15 protein-coding genes are annotated in these 17274 nt (G+C 73.8%); 8 read left to right on the top strand and 7 right to left on the bottom strand.

Annotated elements, in window-relative coordinates:
- Both ACWCSD_RS28510 and ACWCSD_RS28505 read right to left on the bottom strand, forming a co-directional pair.
- On the bottom strand, positions 1–2646 hold a 2646-nt coding region (locus ACWCSD_RS28510; protein WP_449919333.1), incomplete at its 3' end, for an ABC transporter permease subunit.
- Positions 2643–3875, bottom strand: coding sequence for an ABC transporter substrate-binding protein (locus ACWCSD_RS28505; protein ID WP_358298587.1), 1233 nt, complete (start codon positions 3873–3875; stop codon positions 2643–2645). The genes ACWCSD_RS28510 and ACWCSD_RS28505, both read right to left, overlap by 4 nt.
- Before the next feature lie 129 nt (positions 3876–4004).
- On the opposite strand from ACWCSD_RS28505, the gene ACWCSD_RS28500 reads away from it, so the two are divergent.
- From ACWCSD_RS28500 to ACWCSD_RS28485, 4 genes are read left to right on the top strand one after another with little or no spacing between them, the layout of a single operon-like run.
- Entirely contained in the window at positions 4005–5093 is a 1089-nt protein-coding gene (locus ACWCSD_RS28500) for an alcohol dehydrogenase catalytic domain-containing protein (protein WP_449919329.1), read from the top strand.
- A gap of 41 nt (positions 5094–5134) precedes the next feature.
- A complete protein-coding gene (locus ACWCSD_RS28495; RefSeq protein WP_358298591.1) occupies positions 5135–5626 on the top strand; it encodes a cupin domain-containing protein in 492 nt (163 codons plus the stop codon).
- Positions 5626–6291, top strand: a complete 666-nt coding sequence (locus ACWCSD_RS28490) for an ArsR/SmtB family transcription factor (RefSeq protein WP_449919325.1) — start codon at positions 5626–5628, stop codon at positions 6289–6291. Before ACWCSD_RS28495 ends, ACWCSD_RS28490 begins: the two co-directional genes overlap by 1 nt.
- Positions 6292–6315: 24 nt before the next feature.
- Positions 6316–6627 (top strand): hypothetical protein, encoded by a 312-nt coding sequence (locus ACWCSD_RS28485; RefSeq protein WP_397161022.1) that lies wholly within the window; start codon positions 6316–6318, stop codon positions 6625–6627.
- 45 nt (positions 6628–6672) lie between these two features.
- On the opposite strand, the gene ACWCSD_RS28480 is transcribed toward ACWCSD_RS28485, so the two are convergent.
- Entirely contained in the window at positions 6673–8904 is a 2232-nt protein-coding gene (locus tag ACWCSD_RS28480) for an MMPL family transporter (RefSeq protein ID WP_397161024.1), read from the bottom strand.
- Positions 8905–9001: 97 nt separating this feature from the next.
- On the opposite strand from ACWCSD_RS28480, the gene ACWCSD_RS28475 reads away from it, so the two are divergent.
- Positions 9002–9523, top strand: coding sequence for a TetR/AcrR family transcriptional regulator (locus ACWCSD_RS28475; protein WP_352362996.1), 522 nt, complete (start codon positions 9002–9004; stop codon positions 9521–9523).
- Positions 9524–9648: 125 nt separating this feature from the next.
- Here ACWCSD_RS28475 and ACWCSD_RS28470 read toward each other — a convergent pair whose 3' ends face one another.
- The 3 genes from ACWCSD_RS28470 to ACWCSD_RS28460 all read right to left on the bottom strand — a co-directional run bounded on the left by ACWCSD_RS28470 (position 9649) and on the right by ACWCSD_RS28460 (position 14328).
- On the bottom strand, positions 9649–11760 hold the full coding sequence (locus ACWCSD_RS28470) for a protein kinase domain-containing protein (RefSeq protein ID WP_449919322.1): 2112 nt from the start codon (positions 11758–11760) through the stop codon (positions 9649–9651).
- Positions 11761–11868: 108 nt separating this feature from the next.
- Positions 11869–13497: a serine/threonine-protein kinase gene (locus ACWCSD_RS28465; RefSeq protein WP_449919320.1), complete on the bottom strand. Its 1629-nt coding sequence runs from the start codon at positions 13495–13497 to the stop codon at positions 11869–11871.
- A gap of 9 nt (positions 13498–13506) precedes the next feature.
- Positions 13507–14328 (bottom strand): TIGR03619 family F420-dependent LLM class oxidoreductase, encoded by an 822-nt coding sequence (locus ACWCSD_RS28460; protein WP_397161030.1) that lies wholly within the window; start codon positions 14326–14328, stop codon positions 13507–13509.
- Positions 14329–14414: 86 nt separating this feature from the next.
- Here ACWCSD_RS28460 and ACWCSD_RS28455 point away from each other — a divergent pair, with 86 nt between their 5' ends.
- Both ACWCSD_RS28455 and ACWCSD_RS28450 read left to right on the top strand, forming a co-directional pair.
- Positions 14415–15662, top strand: a complete 1248-nt coding sequence (locus ACWCSD_RS28455; RefSeq protein ID WP_352362988.1) for an LLM class flavin-dependent oxidoreductase — start codon at positions 14415–14417, stop codon at positions 15660–15662.
- Positions 15659–16528, top strand: a complete 870-nt coding sequence (locus tag ACWCSD_RS28450; protein WP_358298607.1) for a TIGR03619 family F420-dependent LLM class oxidoreductase — start codon at positions 15659–15661, stop codon at positions 16526–16528. The genes ACWCSD_RS28455 and ACWCSD_RS28450 overlap by 4 nt, the downstream gene beginning before the upstream one ends.
- Before the next feature lie 97 nt (positions 16529–16625).
- Here ACWCSD_RS28450 and ACWCSD_RS28445 read toward each other — a convergent pair whose 3' ends face one another.
- A complete protein-coding gene (locus tag ACWCSD_RS28445; protein WP_358298608.1) occupies positions 16626–17081 on the bottom strand; it encodes a MarR family winged helix-turn-helix transcriptional regulator in 456 nt (151 codons plus the stop codon).
- A gap of 62 nt (positions 17082–17143) precedes the next feature.
- Here ACWCSD_RS28445 and ACWCSD_RS28440 point away from each other — a divergent pair.
- Positions 17144–17274 (top strand): NAD(P)-binding protein (locus tag ACWCSD_RS28440; protein WP_449919335.1); only part of this gene is annotated, 131 nt, incomplete at its 3' end.

Below are 17274 nucleotides of genomic sequence, written 5' to 3'. Positions count from 1 at the left end.
TCCCACAGCCTGGTGATGAGGGTGTCGGCGGGAACCGGCCGGCCGTCGGCGGCCAGCAGGACGGCCAGCAGCAGGCGGTGCATGGGCGGGCCGAGCCACGCCCCGGTCGCGCAGCTCGGCGAAGACGTCGAACACCTGCCGCACCACGAGCGGGGCCAGGCCGAGCGAGGGCTCGTCGGCGATCAGCACCCGCGGCGGGCGCACCAGGGCCGGGGCCAGCGTGAGGAGCTGCTGTTCGCCGCCCGACAGCGCGCCCGCGGCCACCGTACGGCGGGCCGCCAGCTGCGGCAGGCGCCGGTAGACCGGCTCCGGATCGTCCAGCCAGGTGCGCAGGTTCTCCTCCACGGTGAGCCCGGGGAAGACGCCCCGCCCTTCGGGGGCCAGCAGGACGCCGGCGCGCGCCCGCCGGTGCGCCGGCCAGGCGGTGACGTCCACGCCGTCGAGCAGGATCCGGCCGCCGGTCACCGGCAGGTCCCCGGCGGCGACGGCGCACGCGGTGGACTTGCCCGCGCCGTTCGCGCCGAGCAGCGCCACCACCTCGCCGGGCCGCACCTCCAGCCGCACCCCGCGCAGCACGGTGCAGTCGGCGTAGCCCGCCACGACGTCCTCCAGCACGAACAGCGGCCCGCCGGACCCGCCGCCCCCGGCCGCGGCCCGCCGGGCCACGACCCCGGCGACCACCTCGGCCGGAGGCGCGGAAGGCGCGCCGGAAGAAGCGGTGGAAGAAGCGGTGGGGAAAGCGCCGGCAGGAGCGGCGGGAAGGCGGCGGGCGCGGCGGCGATGGCGGGCCTCGGCGAGCTGGGTGAGCACGCCGTCCGGATGCCGGGCCAGGATCATGCCGCCCGCGCCGAACAGGATCGACCCGACGTGCGCGGACACGTCCCAGGTCGCCAGCAGTTCGGGCACGGCCACCGCGACCAGCCCGCCGAGCACCGCCCCGCCGATCCTGCGCACGCCCTGCAGCACCACCACGGCCAGCCAGACGAACCCGGCGAACGCCGGCAGGTCGGTGGCCGTGACCGACCCCTTGGAGATCGCGAACAGCACCCCGCCGAGCCCGGCGACCGCCGACGCCAGCACGAACAGCACGATCTTGGCCCGCGGCGCGGACAGCCCGGAGGTGACGGCCGCCGCGGGCGCCGACCGCACGGCGAGGACGGCCCGCCCCGACGCCGACCGCTCCAGGTTGCGCACCAGCAGCGCCACCAGCCCGATCAGCGCCAGCAGCACGGCCACCCGCACCCGCGGGTCGGAGGTGTCGGCGAAGCCGAGCCCGAGCGCCGGCAGCGCCCATCCGATGGTCCCGTTGCTGAAGGCGTCCACCTGGAACAGCACCTGGTCGGCCAGCAGCGCCAGGGCCAGCGTGGCCAGCGTCAGCACCCGCCCGCCCAGCCGCAGCGCGGGCAGCGCCACGACCAGCCCGACGGCCCCCGCGGCGGCCACCCCGAGCACGATCGCCACGACGAACGGCAGCCCGGAGGCGAACGCCCACCCGCAGGTCAGCGCCGCCATGGCGGCGAAGGCGGCCTGCGCCAGGTTCACCATGCCGCCGATCCCGGTCACCACCACGAACGAGCAGAAGATCAGCGCCAGCACCAGCCCCTGGGCCGCGACGCCCACGTAGTACTCCGGCCCGACCAGGGCGAAGACCGCCAGCGCGGCCAGGCCCGCCGCCCACGGCAGCCGCCTGCGCCAGGCCGGCACCCCGGCCAGGTGGTCGGGCGGCGGGACGTCCTCGGCGGCGCTGCCCGCCACCCGCTCCCGCGACCGGTTCAGCAGCAGCAGCCCGGCGAACAGCAGGATCACCGGCACGGCCGTGCGCAGCCCGGTGACCTCCTCCAGGAAGTCGGTGTACCCGGCGACCAGGTTCTGCACGACGCCGAGCGCGAGCCCGGCGGCGAACGTCCACGGGATCGAGCGCAGCCGCCCGAACACCGCCGCCGTCGCCGAGGCGAACAGCAGCACCGTGTACGCCGTCGCGTCCAGCCCGAGCACCGGCGCCGCCAGCACCCCGGCCAGGCCGGCGAGCCCCGACCCGAGCATCCAGGCCAGCGCCGAGGTGGCGTCCACGTCGATGCCCCGGAGCGTGGCCAGGCGGCGGCGGTCCACGGAGGCGCGCATGCGCAGCCCGTACGGCGTGTGCCGCAGGAACGCCCACAACCCCGCCGCCGCGACGGCCGAGAAGGCGAAGGTGATGAGCTGGTCGGTGTCCAGCCGCACGCCGAGCGGGTCGAACGACACGGCCGGATGGGGGCCGACGCCGCGCGGCAGCGAGGTGGCGTCCGTGGCGGGCAGCCCGGCCAGCTCCACGGCCAGCAGGCCGAGCGCGGGCAGCGCGATCGTGAGCCCGATGGTGGCGACGATCTGCGCGGTCTCCCCCGCCTGGGCGAGCCCGCGGAACATGGCCCGGTGCAGCAGGTAGCCGAGCGCGGGCGCGAACAGCCCGGCCGCCACCACCGCCGACAGCCAGGCGGGCAGCCAGGCGGCGGCGGTGAGCTCGTAGAACACCAGGGCGGCCAGGAAGCCGACGGCGCCGTGGGCGAAGTTGAACACCCCGGTCGCCGCGTACGACAAGGTCAGGCCGGAGCCCATGATCGCGAAGACGGCCCCGGTGACCAGGCCGCTGAGCACGTACTGGAGGATCATTTCAGCGGCACGTTGTCGAAGCAGGCCATCCTCCTGGCCACCTGGAAGGCCCCGCCCTCCAGTTTGACCAGGGCGCCGCAGCCGTTCGGCTCGCTGTGGTCGCGCGGGTAGCGGATGCGGCCGAACCCGGGGTTCTCGTAGACGTAGTCGCCATTGGCGGTGGCCAGGAACTTCTCCCTGGTCAGGTCCTTGCCGGTGCGCTTGAGGACGTCGAGGAAGATGTCGGCGGCCCAGTAGCCGATCGCCAGGTGCTGGGTGAGCGCGGTGCCGGGGGCGACCTGCTCGACGTCCTTCTTGAGCTGGGCGATCTCGGGCGCCGGCGACTCGAACGGCTCGAACATGGGCGCGGCGATCACGCCGTCGAGCGCCTGCGCGCCGGCCGGGTCCTTGAGGATGGCCAGGTCGTAGCTGGTGGCGTCGGTGAGCACGCCCTTGTACCCGGCCCGCTTGAGCGCCGCGTAGAGCCCGACGTTGAACTTGGTGCCGGCGATCACCGAGACGACGACGTCGGGGGCCTTGCCGCCGTCCGAGGTCATGATCTTGTTGACGTACGGGAGCCAGTCGGGCGGCGGGGCGGCGGCCGGCAGGCCGGAGTTCACGCCGGCCAGCTCGAACCCGGCCGCGGTGAACGACTGGGAGATGGTCGTGCCGCCGTACTTGCTGCCGCTGGAGTCGCTGGTCTGCACGTAGACGCTCTTGCCGGCGGCGCCGCCGAGCAGGTCGGCCATCTGCCTGCCCCACCACGTCTGGGAGCCGGCGCCCTGCTTGGGGGCCAGGCAGCCGTTGTAGCCGAACCCGGTCCTGGTGCCGCACCACTGCGGCCCGGTGGCCCAGCCGAACCAGGGGACGCCCTGCTGTTCGAGGAAGGCCGCGCCGCCGAAGTTGGGGGCGTGCACCGGGACCAGGGCGAACACCTGGTCCTTCTGGACGAGTTTCTTGGCCGCCGCGTCGCCCTTGGCCGCGTCCTGGGCGTCGTCCTCGGCGCCGATGAAGTCGATCTTCCGGCCGTGCACGCCGCCCTCGGCGTTGGCGCGGGCGAACCTGGCCTTCGCCCCGATCTCGGCGTCCCTGGTCGAGTAGCCGCTCGCGCTGGTCTTGGTCAGCACGCCGCCGATCTTGATCGTGGTGTCCGTCACTCCCGCGCCCGACTGGGCCGCGCCGGTCTGCTGAGCCGCGCAGCCGGCGACGAGCAGCGTCAGGGTGAGCGCCGCCGCGCCCCGCCGTACCATGTTGTTCTCCTCGCGACTCGGCCTAGCGCTCGCTTGGTTTCGCTGAGCGTAGATTTGCCGGAAGGGGGTGTCAACGGCCTACCGAGCAACCGCTTGCTCGCAGACGGCGCGCCGGGCTAGCGTGGGCCCATGCTGATGCGCGCGGCCGTGCTGACCGGGTTCCACGCCCCCATGGAGATCCGCGACGTCGAGATCGACGACCCCGGCCCCGGCGAGGTGCGCGTCCGGATCAGGGCCTCGGGCGTGTGCGGCTCCGACCTCAAGGCCATCGACGGCAAGAGCCCGGTGGTGGGCGCGCCGCCGTTCATCCTGGGGCACGAGAGCGCGGGCGTGGTGGAGAGCGTCGGCGCGGGCGTCACCTCCGTCAGGCCGGACGACCACGTCATCATCGCCATGAGCGGCCCCTGCGGGCGCTGCCGCCACTGCGGCTCCGGCCGCTTCCACCTGTGCTCGGGCCCGCAGCGGCTGCCGACCATCATGGGCGGCCCGCCCAGGGTCACCCTCGACGGCCGGGAGACCCGCCGCTTCATCGGCATCGGCTCGTTCGCCGAGTACGCGGTGGTCGCCGAGGCCATGTGCGTCAAGATCGCCAAGGACGCGCCCTTCGCCGCCATGTGCCTGCTGGCCTGCGGCGTGGTCACCGGCGTGGGCGCCGTCCTGAACGTGGCCGAGGTGCCGCCGGGCGCCTCGGTCCTGGTGGTCGGCTGCGGCGGCGTGGGGCTCAACGTCATCCAGGGCGCGGTGCTCGCCGGCGCCACCACGATCATCGCCGCGGACGTGGCCGAGGGGAAGCTCAAGCTGGCCGAGCGCTTCGGGGCCACCCACCTGCTCACCGCCGGGGACCTGCCCCGCCAGGTGAGCGCGCTGGTCCGCGGCGGCGTCGACTACGCCTTCGACGCGACCGGCGTCCCCGGCGTGCTGGCGGACGCCTTCGCCGCCACCCAGCCGGGCGGGACCACGGTCATGGTCGGCAGCCCGCCCCAGGGCCACCCCATGGCGCTGGACACCGGCCTGCTGTTCTCCTCGCGCCGCCTCATGGGCACCCAGGGCGGCGACGCCGCGCCGCACCGCGACCTGCCCATGCTGGCCGCCCAGTACCTCCGCGGCCGCCTCGACCTCGACGGCCTGATCACCGAACGCCTCCCCCTCGACCAGATCAACGAGGCCGTCGCCCACGTCCGCCAGGGGACGGTCGCCCGCACGGTCATCACGTTCTGAGGCGCTATTCTCATTTTCTTTGGAATAGTGGAGGTTGTCCCATGTCGTACCCCCAGCAGCGCTACCTCGGCGAGACCGGCGAGATCAGCGCCACCCTGCGCCCGGCGGACAACGGCCCCGACCTGTCGATGGCGACCGGCACCCGCGTCCACTACCTGGGCACGGGCGGCTCGACGAACGGCGCCTACGGCCTTTACCGCTGGGAGATGGGCCCGCGTCCCGGCGGCGCGTCCCCGCACTTCCACCGCACCATCACCGAGTCGTTCTACGTGCTGACCGGCACCGTCCAGCTCTACGACGGCGACAAGTGGGCCGACGGCCGCCCCGGCGACTTCCTGCACGTGCCCGAGGGCGGCGTGCACGCCTTCCGCAACGCCTCCGGCGAGCCGGCCTCGATGCTGGTGCTCTTCACGCCGGGCGCGCCGCGCGAGGCGTACTTCGAGGAGCTGGCCGAGATCACCCACAGCGGCCGCGAGCTCACCCCCGAGGAGTGGACCGAACTCTGGCTGCGCCACGACCAGTACGCGGTCTGATGGCGGATTTCCCCGAAGAGCCCGTCTACCGGCACCTGGCCCGCGTCGGCAAGGCGCTGGCCAGCCCGGTGCGGCTGCGCCTGCTCGACGTGCTCGACCAGGGCGAGCGCACGGTCGAGGAGCTGGCGCGGGCGGCGGGCGTGCCGGTCAAGAACACCTCGGCCCAGCTCCAGCACCTGCACGCGGCCCACCTGGTGACCAGCCGCCGGGACGGCACGCGGGTCCGCTACCGGCTGGCCGACGAGCAGGTCTCGCGTTTCCTGGGCGACCTCCAGCGTTTCGCCCACGACCGGCTGTCCGGCCTGCGCGAGGCGGTGCGGGAGCACCTGGGCGACCTGTCCGGCGTCACGGCCGACGAGCTGGCCGCCAGGCTGGCCGATCCCGGCACGGTGGTCGTCGACGTCCGGCCGGCCGCCGCCTACGCCAAGGGGCACGTGCCGGGCGCGATCTCGGTGCCCCTGGACGACCTGGCGGGCCGCCTGGCGGAGCTGCCCGCGGACGCCCGGGTCGTGGCCTACTGCGGCGGGCCGTACTGCGTGCTCTCCCCGCGGGCCGCCCGCCTGCTGCGCGAGCGCGGTCTCGACGCCCGCCCGCTGGACGGCGGCCTGATCGGCTGGCGGCGTGCCGGGCACGAGGTCGTGCGGGAGCGTACTGTGAGCGGGTAATCGCCCACAGTGAGGGAGGTCCGCATGCTCGCCAGAGGAGCCGTCGCGGCCGGCCTGCTCGCGGTCGTGACCGTGGGCGGCGCCGGCCCCGCGCAGGCCCGCTACCGCTACGACTTCCGCAGCCGCGAGGTGGTCATCTGGAGCGAGCCGAAGGGCGGCGCGGCCCAGCTCGGCGTGGGCCGTCCCGGCGACGGCTTCGACTCCGACCGGTCGGAGGAGCACGAGCCGTTCCGCTGCGACGACGCCTTCGACAGCACCCTGTGGCACCACGGCACCGACGCGGCCACCGGCGTCGTCGGGTGGGTGCCGGCCTGCCACCTCGACGACCCCGACTGACCGGCCTGCCACCTCGACGCCCCGGCTTACCGGTCGCCGGCGGGGTCAGCGCCCGGCGCCCACCGGCTCCTGCGCGCGCTCGCGGCGCGGCTCCGGCTCGTCCTCCTCGTGGCCCTCGACCGACAGGTTCGGCAGCAGCCGGTCCAGCCAGCGCGGGCACCACCAGTTCGCCCGGCCGAGCAGCACCATCGTGGCCGGCACGAGGAAGCCGCGGATGACGGTCGCGTCCACCGCGATGGCCACGGCCAGCCCGACGCCGAACGTCTTGACCATCGCGTCCGGGTAGGCGATGAACGCCACGAACACCGCCACCATGATCAGGGCGGCCGAGGTGATGACCCGGCCGGTCGAGCCGAGGCCCTCGGCCACCGCCCGGCTGTTGTCGCCGTGCCGGGCGTGAGCCTGGCGCACCGCCGTCAGCAGGAACACCTCGTAGTCCATCGACAGGCCGAACAGCACCGCGAACAGCATCAGCGGCACGTAGCTCTCGATCGGCACGGAGAAGAACAGCGTCTGGAGGTAGGAGGCGTCCATCGGCGCGTCCATGCCGACCAGGCCGCTGCCGAGGCCGATCGAGAACACCAGCGCCAGCGCGCCGAACGCGGCGCCCAGCGACACCAGGTTCATCACGGCGGCCTTGACCGCGACGACGGGCGCGCGGAAGGCGAACAGGAGGAGCAGCGCGCTGAGCAGCACGACCACGCCGATGACCAGCGGGGTGCGCTCGTTCATGCGGTCCCCGGCGTCGGTCAGCCCGGCCACCTTGCCGCCGACGTGCACCTGGACGCCCGGGATCGAGATGGCCCTGACCTCCCTGACCACCTCGGCGGCCTTAGGGTCGCTCGGCGCGTAGTCGCTGATCGTCTGGAGCAGCACCGAGCGGCCGGAGGCGTTGACCTTCGGGTCCGACACGTGGGCGACCCCGTCGACGCGGGCGACCTCGTCGGCGAGCCGCTTGACGGTGGCGTCCCCGGCGCCGGAGACCTTCTCCGGCAGCTCGGCGACCACGATCAGCGGGCCGTTGCTGCCGGGGCCGAAGGCCGTGGCCATCAGCTCGTACGCGCGCCGCCCGGCCGAGTCCTTGGCCGCGTACCCCTCGTCCAGGGGCCCCAGCTGCAGCGCGAGCGCGGGCGCGGCCAGCGCGCCGAGCACGAGGACGCTGCCGATCAGCACCCGCCACGGCCGGCGCGCCACCCACGCGCCGAGCCCGGCCCAGCCCGCGCCCCCGCCGCGGGTGGACGACCGCCCGCGCACCAGCGGCACCTTGAGCGCGTTGACGCGGTGGCCGAGCAGCCCGAGCAGGGCGGGCACGAGGGTGACCGAGGTCAGCACGGCGAAGACGACGGAGATGCCGGTCACCCAGCCGAGCGTGCTCAGCAGCGGGAACCCGGCCAGCATCAGCGCGCTCAACGCGATGATCACCGTGCCGCCGGCGAACACGACGGCCCCGCCCGAGCTGGAAACCGTCCGGCGTACGGACTCCACGACCGGCACGCCGTCGGCCAGCAGCTTGCGGTGGCGCGACAGCAGGAACAGCGCGTAGTCGATGCCGACGCCGAGCCCGATCATCGTGGACATGATCCCGGCCTGCTTGGGCATGTCCACGACGTAGCCGAGCAGGCCGATCACGCCGAGCCCGGTCGCGACGCTGACCAGCGCGGCGAAGATCGGCACCATCGCGGCGACCAGCGTCCCGAAGGCGAAGACCAGCACGAGCAGCGCGCAGACCACGCCGATGATCTCGCTCGGCCCGGTCTTGATCTCCTTGCTCGCCGGGTTGGAGTCGGCGGCGGGCACCACTTCCAGCCCGGCGTCCCTGGCCGGGCCCGCGGCGTCGGACAGGGCCTGGGTGTCCTCGCCCACCTTGTCGGGGTCGTTGCCCTGCATCTTGACGGTGATCACGCCGATCTGCAGGTTCGAGGCGATGCCGCCCATCCGGTAGGGCGTGTCCACCTGGACGACGTGCGGCATCGTGCGCATCGCGGCCACCGAGCGCTCGACGGCCTGCTTATGCGGTTCGTCGGTGAGCTTCCCGTCCGCGGAGTACAGGAGGAGTTGCACGGTTCCGCCGGCGGCGTAGCCGGGGCCGAAGCCCTCCTTCATCAGGTCGTGCGCGCGCTGCGCGTCTGTGCCCGGGATGGAGGCGTCGTTGCTGACCGGGCTGCCGAGCGCGAGGCTCGCACCCATCAGGCCCGCGGCCAGGACCACCCATAAAGCCAGCACGATCCGCCCGTGCCGCGCGCACCAGCCACCCAGCCGACCAAGAAACCGCGTCATCGTCTCGCCCCTGCCCGACGGCCGTCCTGTACGGTCGTACAGGACTACGATAAAACGGAGGACATCGGAAATTCCGGATCCCGTGGGAAATGAGACGATGACCACACCCGACGACACCCGCTCCCGGATCCTGGCGGCCGCGCGCGAGCTGTTCGCCGAGCGCGGCTACGCGGGCACCTCGCTGGCCGACATCGCCGCCGCGGTCGGGCTGACCAAGACCGCCGTCGCCTACCACTTCCATCCCAAGGACCGGCTGGCCTCCGAACTGCTCTCCCCCGCCGCGGCCGAGATGATCACGCTGCTCGACACCGAGCATCCCGACCGCAAGGCGTTCGTCGAGGCCCTGGCCGTCTTCGCGGTGCGGCACCGCGCGGTGATCCGCCTGTTCATGGAGGACCTGGCGGCCGACGACAGCCAGCCGCCAGGCTCCGAGCGCGCGGTCGTCGGCACGTTCAGGGACGAGATCTTCGCCAAGCTCGCCGGCGAGAACCCGGGCCCCGAGGCCAGGGTCAGGTGCTGGGCGCTGCTCGGGGCGCTGCAGTGGGGCGTGGTCAAGACCATGGACCTGCCCGAGGACCAGGTCACGGCGGTCATGCTGGAGTCCGCGCTGGCCTTCTGACGGCTTCCCCACCACCTCTCCACCGCCACCCCCGCCGCTTCCCCGCCGCTTCCCCGCCGCTTCTCCACTACCTCCCCGCCGCCTCCCCGCCGCCTCCCCGGCGCTTGCGGGCGCGCCGGCGGCGGCTACAGGCCGGTCGAGGGGTCGGTGGCGGGGCCGGTCGGGGTCTGCGTGGGCTCCTCGGGGCCGGGGCCGCCGGACTGGCCGGCGACGCCGACCGTGATCACCACCACGTCGCCGGGCGCGGCACAGGTGCCCGGGGTCAGGCTCTGGCTCAGGACGGTGTCCGCCTTGGCGTCGTCGTCCACGACCTGGGCGCGGGACCGTACCGTGAAGCCGGCCGCGACCAGGTCGGCCCGGCCGTCGGCGCGGGGCCGACCCACCACCGACGGCACCTCCACACCCTGGCGGGCCACCGTGAGCGCCACCGTCGCGCCGCCCGGCAGGCGCGCGCCGGCCTCCGGCCGCGTCGCGAGGACCTGGCCGTCCGGCTGGTCGGAGCAGGCCCGGGTGACCGTCCCCGCCGCGAGCCCGGCGGCGGTGAGCGCCGCCTCGGCCGCCTTGCGCTGCCGTCCGATCACGGACGGCACCGGCACCCCCGCCGACACCTCCAGCGCGACCGCGCCGCCCCGGCCCACCACCGTGCCGGCCGCCGGACGGCTGCCCAGCACCCGGCCGATCTCCCGCGGCGAGTCGGTTCTGGTGACCGTGCCGACGGTCAGCCCGGCCTGCTTGAGCGCCTTGACCGCGTCGGCCCGGCCCAGGCCGGTCAGCGGCGGGACCACGACCGTCACCGGCCGCCCGGCTGTCGGCTCACCGGTCGGTTCGCCCGTGGGTTCGACGGTGGGCTCGACAGTGGGCTCGACAGTGGGCTGGACGGCGGGCGCGACGGTGGGCACGCGCTGCCGCTCCGCCGGCTTCCCGCCCGGACGCGAGGAGGCGTGCGCCGAGCGCGCCGGGGTGGGCGGGTTCGGCGGCAGCACGGACGCCTGGCCGGAGCGATGGCCATTGAGCGCGGGCACGATCACGGTGAGGACGACCGCGGTCACCAGCAGCGCCGCGCACACCGCCACGACCGCCTGCACCCACCCGGCCCCGCGTCCCCGGCCCTGCCGGTCCGGCCCGCCCGTCCCGGCCCGCGTCAGCAGGCCGTCCGACGTCCTCGGGCCGTCCGGCGTCCTCGGGCCGTCCGGCGGGCCGGCCTCGTCCGGCGTCCTCGGGCCTCGCGGGGGCGCCTCGACCGGCGCCGTCGGGTCCGGCGGGGTCGTCGGGGTCGTCGGGGTCGTCGGGCCGGTGGACGTGGGAGGTTCCGGGCCGGCGCCCGTGCGGGAGCGCAGGTGGTAGGCGCCGGCCACGCCGGTGACCTCGGGCTCGGCCAGCGGCACCGGCGGACGTTGCCCGGGGACCAGCGGCACGTCGCCGTGCCCATGGTCCGGCGCGTCCGGCTCGCCGAGCAGCGCGAGCAGCAGTTCCCTGCTGGAGGGCCGGTTCCTGACGTCCTTGTCCAGGCAGGCGGCGACCAGCACCCGCAGCCGCCCGTCCAGCCGGCCCAACTCGGGCGGGGCGGTCAGGATGCGGTGCAGCACCGGCGCCACCGAGTCCTGCCCGAACGGCGCGCTCGCGTTGGCCGCGAAGCACATCGTCGCGCCCCAGGAGAAGACGTCGGCCGCCCCCGTCACGGCCGAGGCGGTGATCTGCTCGGGAGCCATGTACGCCGGCGTGCCCACGCCCCTGTTCGTCACCGTGGCCGCCGCGTCCAGCGCCCTGGCCAGGCCGAAGTCGATCACCCGCGGCCCGTCCGGCCCGAGCAGCACGTTCTGCGGCTTGAAGTCCCGGTGCACGATGCCCGCCCGGTGGATCGCGGCCAGCGCGGTCGCGGTGCCGACCGCCAGCCGCTCCAGCGCGCCGCCGTGCCGCGGCCCGGTCAGCGAGACCTCCCGGTGCAGCGAGGGCCCGTCGACGTACTCGCTCACGATGTACGGCCGGCCCTCGTCGAACCCGGCGTCGATCACCTGGGCCGTGCAGAACCTCGCCACATGCTTGGCCAGCTCCACCTCCCGCAGGAACGCCCCTTGCTCGTCCCCCACGGGCCCGTGCAGCAGCTTGACCGCGTACCTCTCGCCGCTTCGCGAACCGAGGAACACCGCGCCCTGTCCGCCTTCACCCAGCCGCCCGGCGAGCTCGTACTCGCCGAGCCTGTGCGGGTCCCCCGTTCTCAGCGGCTGCGCCGTCGGCACGGGGCGCCTCCCCTCGCCGCCACCCCTTCTTGCTCTCCACTGAAGGCAACGGGCGGCGTTCAGTCAACAGTGTGCACGGCAATCGCCGCCTGACCGTGACACAGCCGGTCAGGAGGCGCGGGAGAGCCGGCCCGAGTACATGACGGCGCCGGTGTCGGACCGGGTCACCTTGACCTGGAACCGGTTGGGGTCGTCCGAGGGGACGATGCGGACCGTCCCGGCGTGGCACGCCTGGCCCTTGACCTGGCCGAGAGCGAACACGACGGCGCTCCTGGTGGGGGTGAGCCGGCCGGAACAGTGCAGGTCGGCGCCCCAGCGCATGGTGGATGCGCCGCCGGCGCGCAGGCGCAGCTCGACCGGGAAGACCCGGCCGGCCGTGGGGTGCTCGGCCGATCCCGTCCAGGTGCCGTCCAGGGGGGCGCGCGTCGCGTCCGGTTTCCCGGTGGTGGGGGTGGGGCTGTGCTGGGCCGTCCCCTTCCCGGGGCCGTCCAGGCCGGGTCCTTGGGACGCGCGCAACCAGAACACGAGACCGGCGACCCCCATCGCGACCCCGGCCACCGCCACGACCACCTGCCACCTCTGCCACGACCTGCGCCCCGCGCCGGCGGGCGTCCCTTCGAGGGGAGTGAAGGAGGGTCCCCCGGCCGCGACGGCGGGCGTCCCTTCGAGAGGTGCGGTGGGCGCTCTCCCGGGCGCGGGGGCGGAGGGCCTTTCGGGGGAGGGCCAGGGGGTTGTGGGGGGCGTCGCTTCCGGAGAGAGGCGGGGCGCGCGGGATCCCCCGGGAGAGGGCCAGGGGACTGTGGCGGGCGCGTCTTCCGGAGAGGGGCGGGGCGCGGTGGTGGGGGTTCTGTCGAGGGTGGGGGTGGTATGCGGGAAGGGGGGCGGCGGGGCCGGGGCGGCGGCTTGGGCGCCGGAGGGCAGGACGTCGCCCGTTCCGCCGTCCTGGCCGAGCAGCGCGCGCAACGTCTCCTCGGCGTCCGGACGGTCGCGCGGGTCGTGGGCCAGGCACGCCTCCACGATCTCCCGCAGCCGCCCCGACAACCCGCGCAGATCCGGCTTGCCGTACAGGATCCGGGCCAGGACCTCCTGGTAGGTGTCCGCCATGTACGCGTGCCGCCCCCCGGCCGTGTACGCCACGGTCAGCCCCCACGCCCACATGTCCGCGGGCGGCCCCGCAGCCTCCCCGCTGATGCGCTCGGGCGACAGGTAGGCCGGCGTGCCGATGGGCGACCTGGTCGTGGTGGCGGCGGCGTCCATGAGCCGGGACACCCCGAAGTCGATCACCCGCGGCCCGTCGAGGCTGAGCAGCACGTTGCCCGGCTTCAGGTCCCGGTGCACGACCCCCGCCCGGTGGATCGCCCCCAGGGCGGTGGCGGTGCCGATGGCCAGCCGGTCGAGCGAGCCGCCGCGCCGCGGCCCACCGGCCATCACGTGCTCGCCCAGCGAGGGCCCTTCGACGTACTCGCTGACCAGGTAGGGCCGGTCGCCGTCGAGGTCGGCGTCGAGGAGCTGGGCGGTGCAGAAGGCCGCGACCCGGCGCACCGCCTCCACCTCGCCGAGGAACCTGCGCCGCACGTCGGCGTCCTTGGACACGCTCGCGTGCAGCAGCTTGATCGCGACCTGCCCCCCGGCCGCCGAGTGACCGAGGAAGACGACGCCCTGGCCGCCCTGCCCGAGCCTGCGCGAGAGCCGGTACTCCCCCAGCTGTCGGGGATCATCAGCATGGAGCTCGGACATAGGGCGTCATTATGACACCGCCTGCAGCAGCGCGGCGTAGCCGTCGAGGGCGCGCAGGACGACGTCGGCCGGGCCGCTCGGCAGGGTGGCCACGGCCTCCTCGATGCCGAGCCCGGCGAAGTGGTCCAGCTTCTCCCTGGTGGGCAGCGTCCCGAACGGGATCACCCTGGCCATCGGCCGCCCGGCCTTCTCGCACGCCTCGCGCAGCGCGGGCAGGGCGTCCTTGACGCCCTTGCCGCCGATGGGCATCCAGCCGTCGCCGTACTCGGCGATGTGCGCGAACAGCTTCGGCCCGGCGGCCCCGCCGAGGTAGACGGGCAGGTCGTGCGCGGGCTTGGGCCACGACCAGGACGGTTCGAGCCCTTCGACGGCGGCCACCTCGTCCCGCCAGAAGGCCCGCATGGCCAGCACGTTGCGCCGGGCGACCTCGCGCCGCCGCCCGTACGGCACGCCGTGGTTCTCGATCTCCTCGACGTTCCAGCCGAACCCGACGCCGACCACCACGCGCCCGCCCGACAGGTGGTCGAGCGTGGCCAGGGCCTTGGCGGTCACGATCGGGTCGCGCTGGGCGGCGAGCAGGATGCCGGTGCCGACGCGCAGCCGCCGGGTCGCGGCGGCGGCGAAGGAGAGCGCGACCAGCGGGTCCAGGGTGCGCTTGTACTCCTCGGGCAGCTCGGCCTGGCCGCCGGCGGGCGGCGTGCGGCGGCTGACCGGGATGTGGGTGTGCTCGGGCAGGTAGAGCGAGTCGAACCCGCGCTCCTCGGCCGCGGCCGCGAGGTCCTGGACCGGCATGGCCAGATCCGTGGCGAACATCGTGACACCCAGCCTCATACGGCCTCCTCATGTCAACCAAGCGATTGCTCGGCTAAGATTTCCAGGGTAGCTTGCAAGGCGACGTCCGCGGAAAGAGGTTCCCGGTGAAGTTCTCTATCTTCCTGAATCCGCAGATTCCAGGCTCTGGATACGCGGCCGAGGAGAACGCCAAGGCACGGCGTCCCATCGGACGCGACACAGAGTCGTATCAGCGGCTGCTGCACGAGGTGCGGGAGATAGCCGTCCACGCCGACCAGATCGGGTTCGACGCGCTGATGATGACCGAGCACCACTTCCACTCCGAGGGGATGGAGTTCTCGGTCAATCCGCTGATGTTCCTCACCGACCTCGCCGCACGGACCGAGCGCATCCTGCTCGCCCCGCTCGGCATGGTGCTGCCCGCCTGGGACCCGATCAGGGCCGCCGAGGACGTGGCGCTGCTCGACCAGTTCAGCAAGGGCCGGCTGCGGCTCGGCGTGGCCCGGGGTTACCAGAACCGCTGGATGAACGTCCTCGGCCAGCGCTGGCAGGCCGCCGCCGCCCGCTCCGACGGCTCGGCCTCGGACACGCGGAACTTCGACGTCTTCGGCGAGGTGCTGAAGATCATGAAGATGGCCTGGACGCAGGAGACCCTCCGCTACAAGTCCGACGTGCTGGACTACGAGGTGCCATACCCCTTCGACGGTATCGAGGGCTGGCCCGCGATGGAATGGACCAAGACCTTCGGGGCGCCCGGCGAGGTCTCCGACGACGGGAAGATCCAGGCCATCTCGGTCTGCCCCCGGCCGTACCAGAACCCGCATCCGGAGTTGTGGCAGCCGTTCACGATCTCCGACCGGTCGGTGATCAGGGCCGCGCAGGAGGACATCCTGCCGTGGATGTTCACCCCCAACCCCGACGACCACGCCGCCAAGGCCAAGCTCTACCAGGAGGAGTCGGCCCGGCAGGGCCGCCACTACAAGCTGGGCGAGCACACCGGCATCCTGAAGATCGTCGGCATCGCGGACACCACCGAAGAGGCGATCAACACCTTCGGCCGCAGCATCCCCAAGGACTTCGCCGCCTTCTTCGGCCCCTTCGGCTACCTGGAGGTGCTGCGCAAGAAGGAGGACGAGAAGCACAAGCCGATCTCCCCCGAGAAGGGCGACGCCAAGCGCATGAACGACGTGGAGATGGCCCTGTTCGGCACGCCGGACGACGTCAAGCGCGGCATCCAGCGCATGCTCGACCGCATGCCGGACCTGGAGTGGTTCGGCCTGTACATGCAGGGGCAGCAGGGCGTGCTCCCGCTGGACACGGTCAAGCGGAACCTGGAGATGTTCGCCACCAAGGTCGCGCCGGAGTTCCGATGAAGATGTGGCTGGGGGCCTCGTTCGTCCCGACCGACCAGTTCGTGGAGCTGGCGCGGGCGGCCGAGCGCTGCGGCTTCGACACCTTCACGCTGTCGGACCACCTGTTCTACGCCGACTTCGCCTCGCGGTACCCGTACTCGCGGTCGGGCGCGCCCCGGTGGGACGCCGAGACGCACTGGCCCGACGTGTGGGTGACGATCGGCGCGATGGCCACGGCGACCACGACGCTGCGCTTCTCGCCGAACGTCTACATCGCCCCGGCCCGCGACCTGTTCACCGTGGCCAAGCTGGTCTCCACGGCGGCGGTGCTGTCGCGGGAACGGGTGACGTTCGGGGTCGGGGTGGGGTGGTGCGAGGAGGAGTTCGCCGGCACCGGCCAGGACTTCCACACCCGGGGCCGCCGCCTCGACCGGATGCTGCCCACGCTGCGCGCCCTGTGGTCCGGCGAGACCGTCGAGCTGGACGGCCTGCCGCCGCTGTCGATCTCCCCCACGCCGGCCGGGCCCGTGCCCGTCTACGTGGGCGGGGACAGCGAGGCGGCGCTGCGCCGGGCCGCCCGCTTCGGCGACGGCTGGCTGGGCAACCGCATCTACACCGAGGAGCAGCTCGACCCGGTGCTCGACACCCTCCGCCGGCACCTCGACGAGAACGGCAGGACGGGCCCGTTCGACATCGTCGCCCCGCTGGCCGTGCTGCCGGACGCCGAGACCTACCGCCGCTTCGCCGCCAAGGGCGTGACCGCCACCATGGCCGCCCCCTGGTGGCTGGCCACCCCCGAGGAGAAGGCCCGGTACGGCGAGGACAGTCTCGAACTCAAGATCGCCACGATGGAGCGCTTCGCCGAGGAGGTCATCGCCAAACTCTGACCCCGAAGGCCCGGCCCCCCAGAACCAGAGCTCCGGAACCCCCGGAGCCTCAGAACCTCCGACGATCCTGGCCGGGAGCGCGGCACGCGCGCCCCGGTCACGATCCCCCTTCGGCCAGGTTGGCCATGATCCGCCGCAGCATGCCCGTGACCTGCTCGATCTCCTCCCCGGAGAAGCCCGAGAAGACCTGGCGGCTGACCCCGCCGAAGATCGGCGGCAGGCGCGGCACCAGCGCGTGCCCCTCGTCCGTCAGCTCGATGACGACCGAGCGCCGGTCCTCGGGCCGCCGGACCCGCCGCAGCAGCCCCTTGGCCTCCAGCCGGTCCAGCAGCCGGGTCATCCCGGCCGTGTCCGTGCCGAGCCGGCCCTTCAGCACGCCGGGCGTGCTGCGCCCGCCCGCCGCGTGCAGCAGCAGCGCCGCCTGCTGCGCCGTGAGCCCGAGCGGCGCCAGGCGGCGCTCGGTCTCGGTGTTGAGCTCCCGCCCCACCTGCACGAGCAGCGACCCGCCGCCCAGCACCAGTTCGAACGGCGGCGGCAAACGATCGTCGGTCACGCGACCAGAATAGCTGGCGCAAGCATTTACTGTCGCGACAGCTATCGTCTATCGTCGGATTCATGGACACCTCTGCCCACGTCATCGTCGCAGGAGGCGGCATCGGCGGCTTATCCCTGGCCCAGGGCCTGCGCAAGGCCGGCTTCCAGGCCACCGTCCTGGAGCGCGACCCCTCGGCGGTGGCCGGCCGAGG

This window comes from Nonomuraea sp. NPDC001684 (assembly GCF_053596515.1).
The sequence above is the reverse complement of the archived record's forward strand: the minus strand, read 5'-3'. Positions and strand labels throughout refer to the sequence as shown.

What these genes read in the sequence shown, in the direction of transcription:
- ACWCSD_RS28500 (WP_449919329.1), top strand. Translation starts at nt 4,005, where the DNA reads ATGCTGATGCGCGCGGCCGTGCTGACCGGGTTCCACGCCCCCATGGAG.
- ACWCSD_RS28490 (WP_449919325.1), top strand. Translation starts at nt 5,626, where the DNA reads ATGGCGGATTTCCCCGAAGAGCCCGTCTACCGGCACCTGGCCCGCGTC.
- ACWCSD_RS28460 (WP_397161030.1), bottom strand. Translation starts at nt 14,328, where the DNA reads ATGAGGCTGGGTGTCACGATGTTCGCCACGGATCTGGCCATGCCGGTC.
- ACWCSD_RS28505 (WP_358298587.1), bottom strand. Translation starts at nt 3,875, where the DNA reads ATGGTACGGCGGGGCGCGGCGGCGCTCACCCTGACGCTGCTCGTCGCC.
- ACWCSD_RS28450 (WP_358298607.1), top strand. Translation starts at nt 15,659, where the DNA reads ATGAAGATGTGGCTGGGGGCCTCGTTCGTCCCGACCGACCAGTTCGTG.
- ACWCSD_RS28495 (WP_358298591.1), top strand. Translation starts at nt 5,135, where the DNA reads ATGTCGTACCCCCAGCAGCGCTACCTCGGCGAGACCGGCGAGATCAGC.
- ACWCSD_RS28475 (WP_352362996.1), top strand. Translation starts at nt 9,002, where the DNA reads ATGACCACACCCGACGACACCCGCTCCCGGATCCTGGCGGCCGCGCGC.
- ACWCSD_RS28485 (WP_397161022.1), top strand. Translation starts at nt 6,316, where the DNA reads ATGCTCGCCAGAGGAGCCGTCGCGGCCGGCCTGCTCGCGGTCGTGACC.
- ACWCSD_RS28465 (WP_449919320.1), bottom strand. Translation starts at nt 13,497, where the DNA reads ATGTCCGAGCTCCATGCTGATGATCCCCGACAGCTGGGGGAGTACCGG.
- ACWCSD_RS28480 (WP_397161024.1), bottom strand. Translation starts at nt 8,904, where the DNA reads ATGACGCGGTTTCTTGGTCGGCTGGGTGGCTGGTGCGCGCGGCACGGG.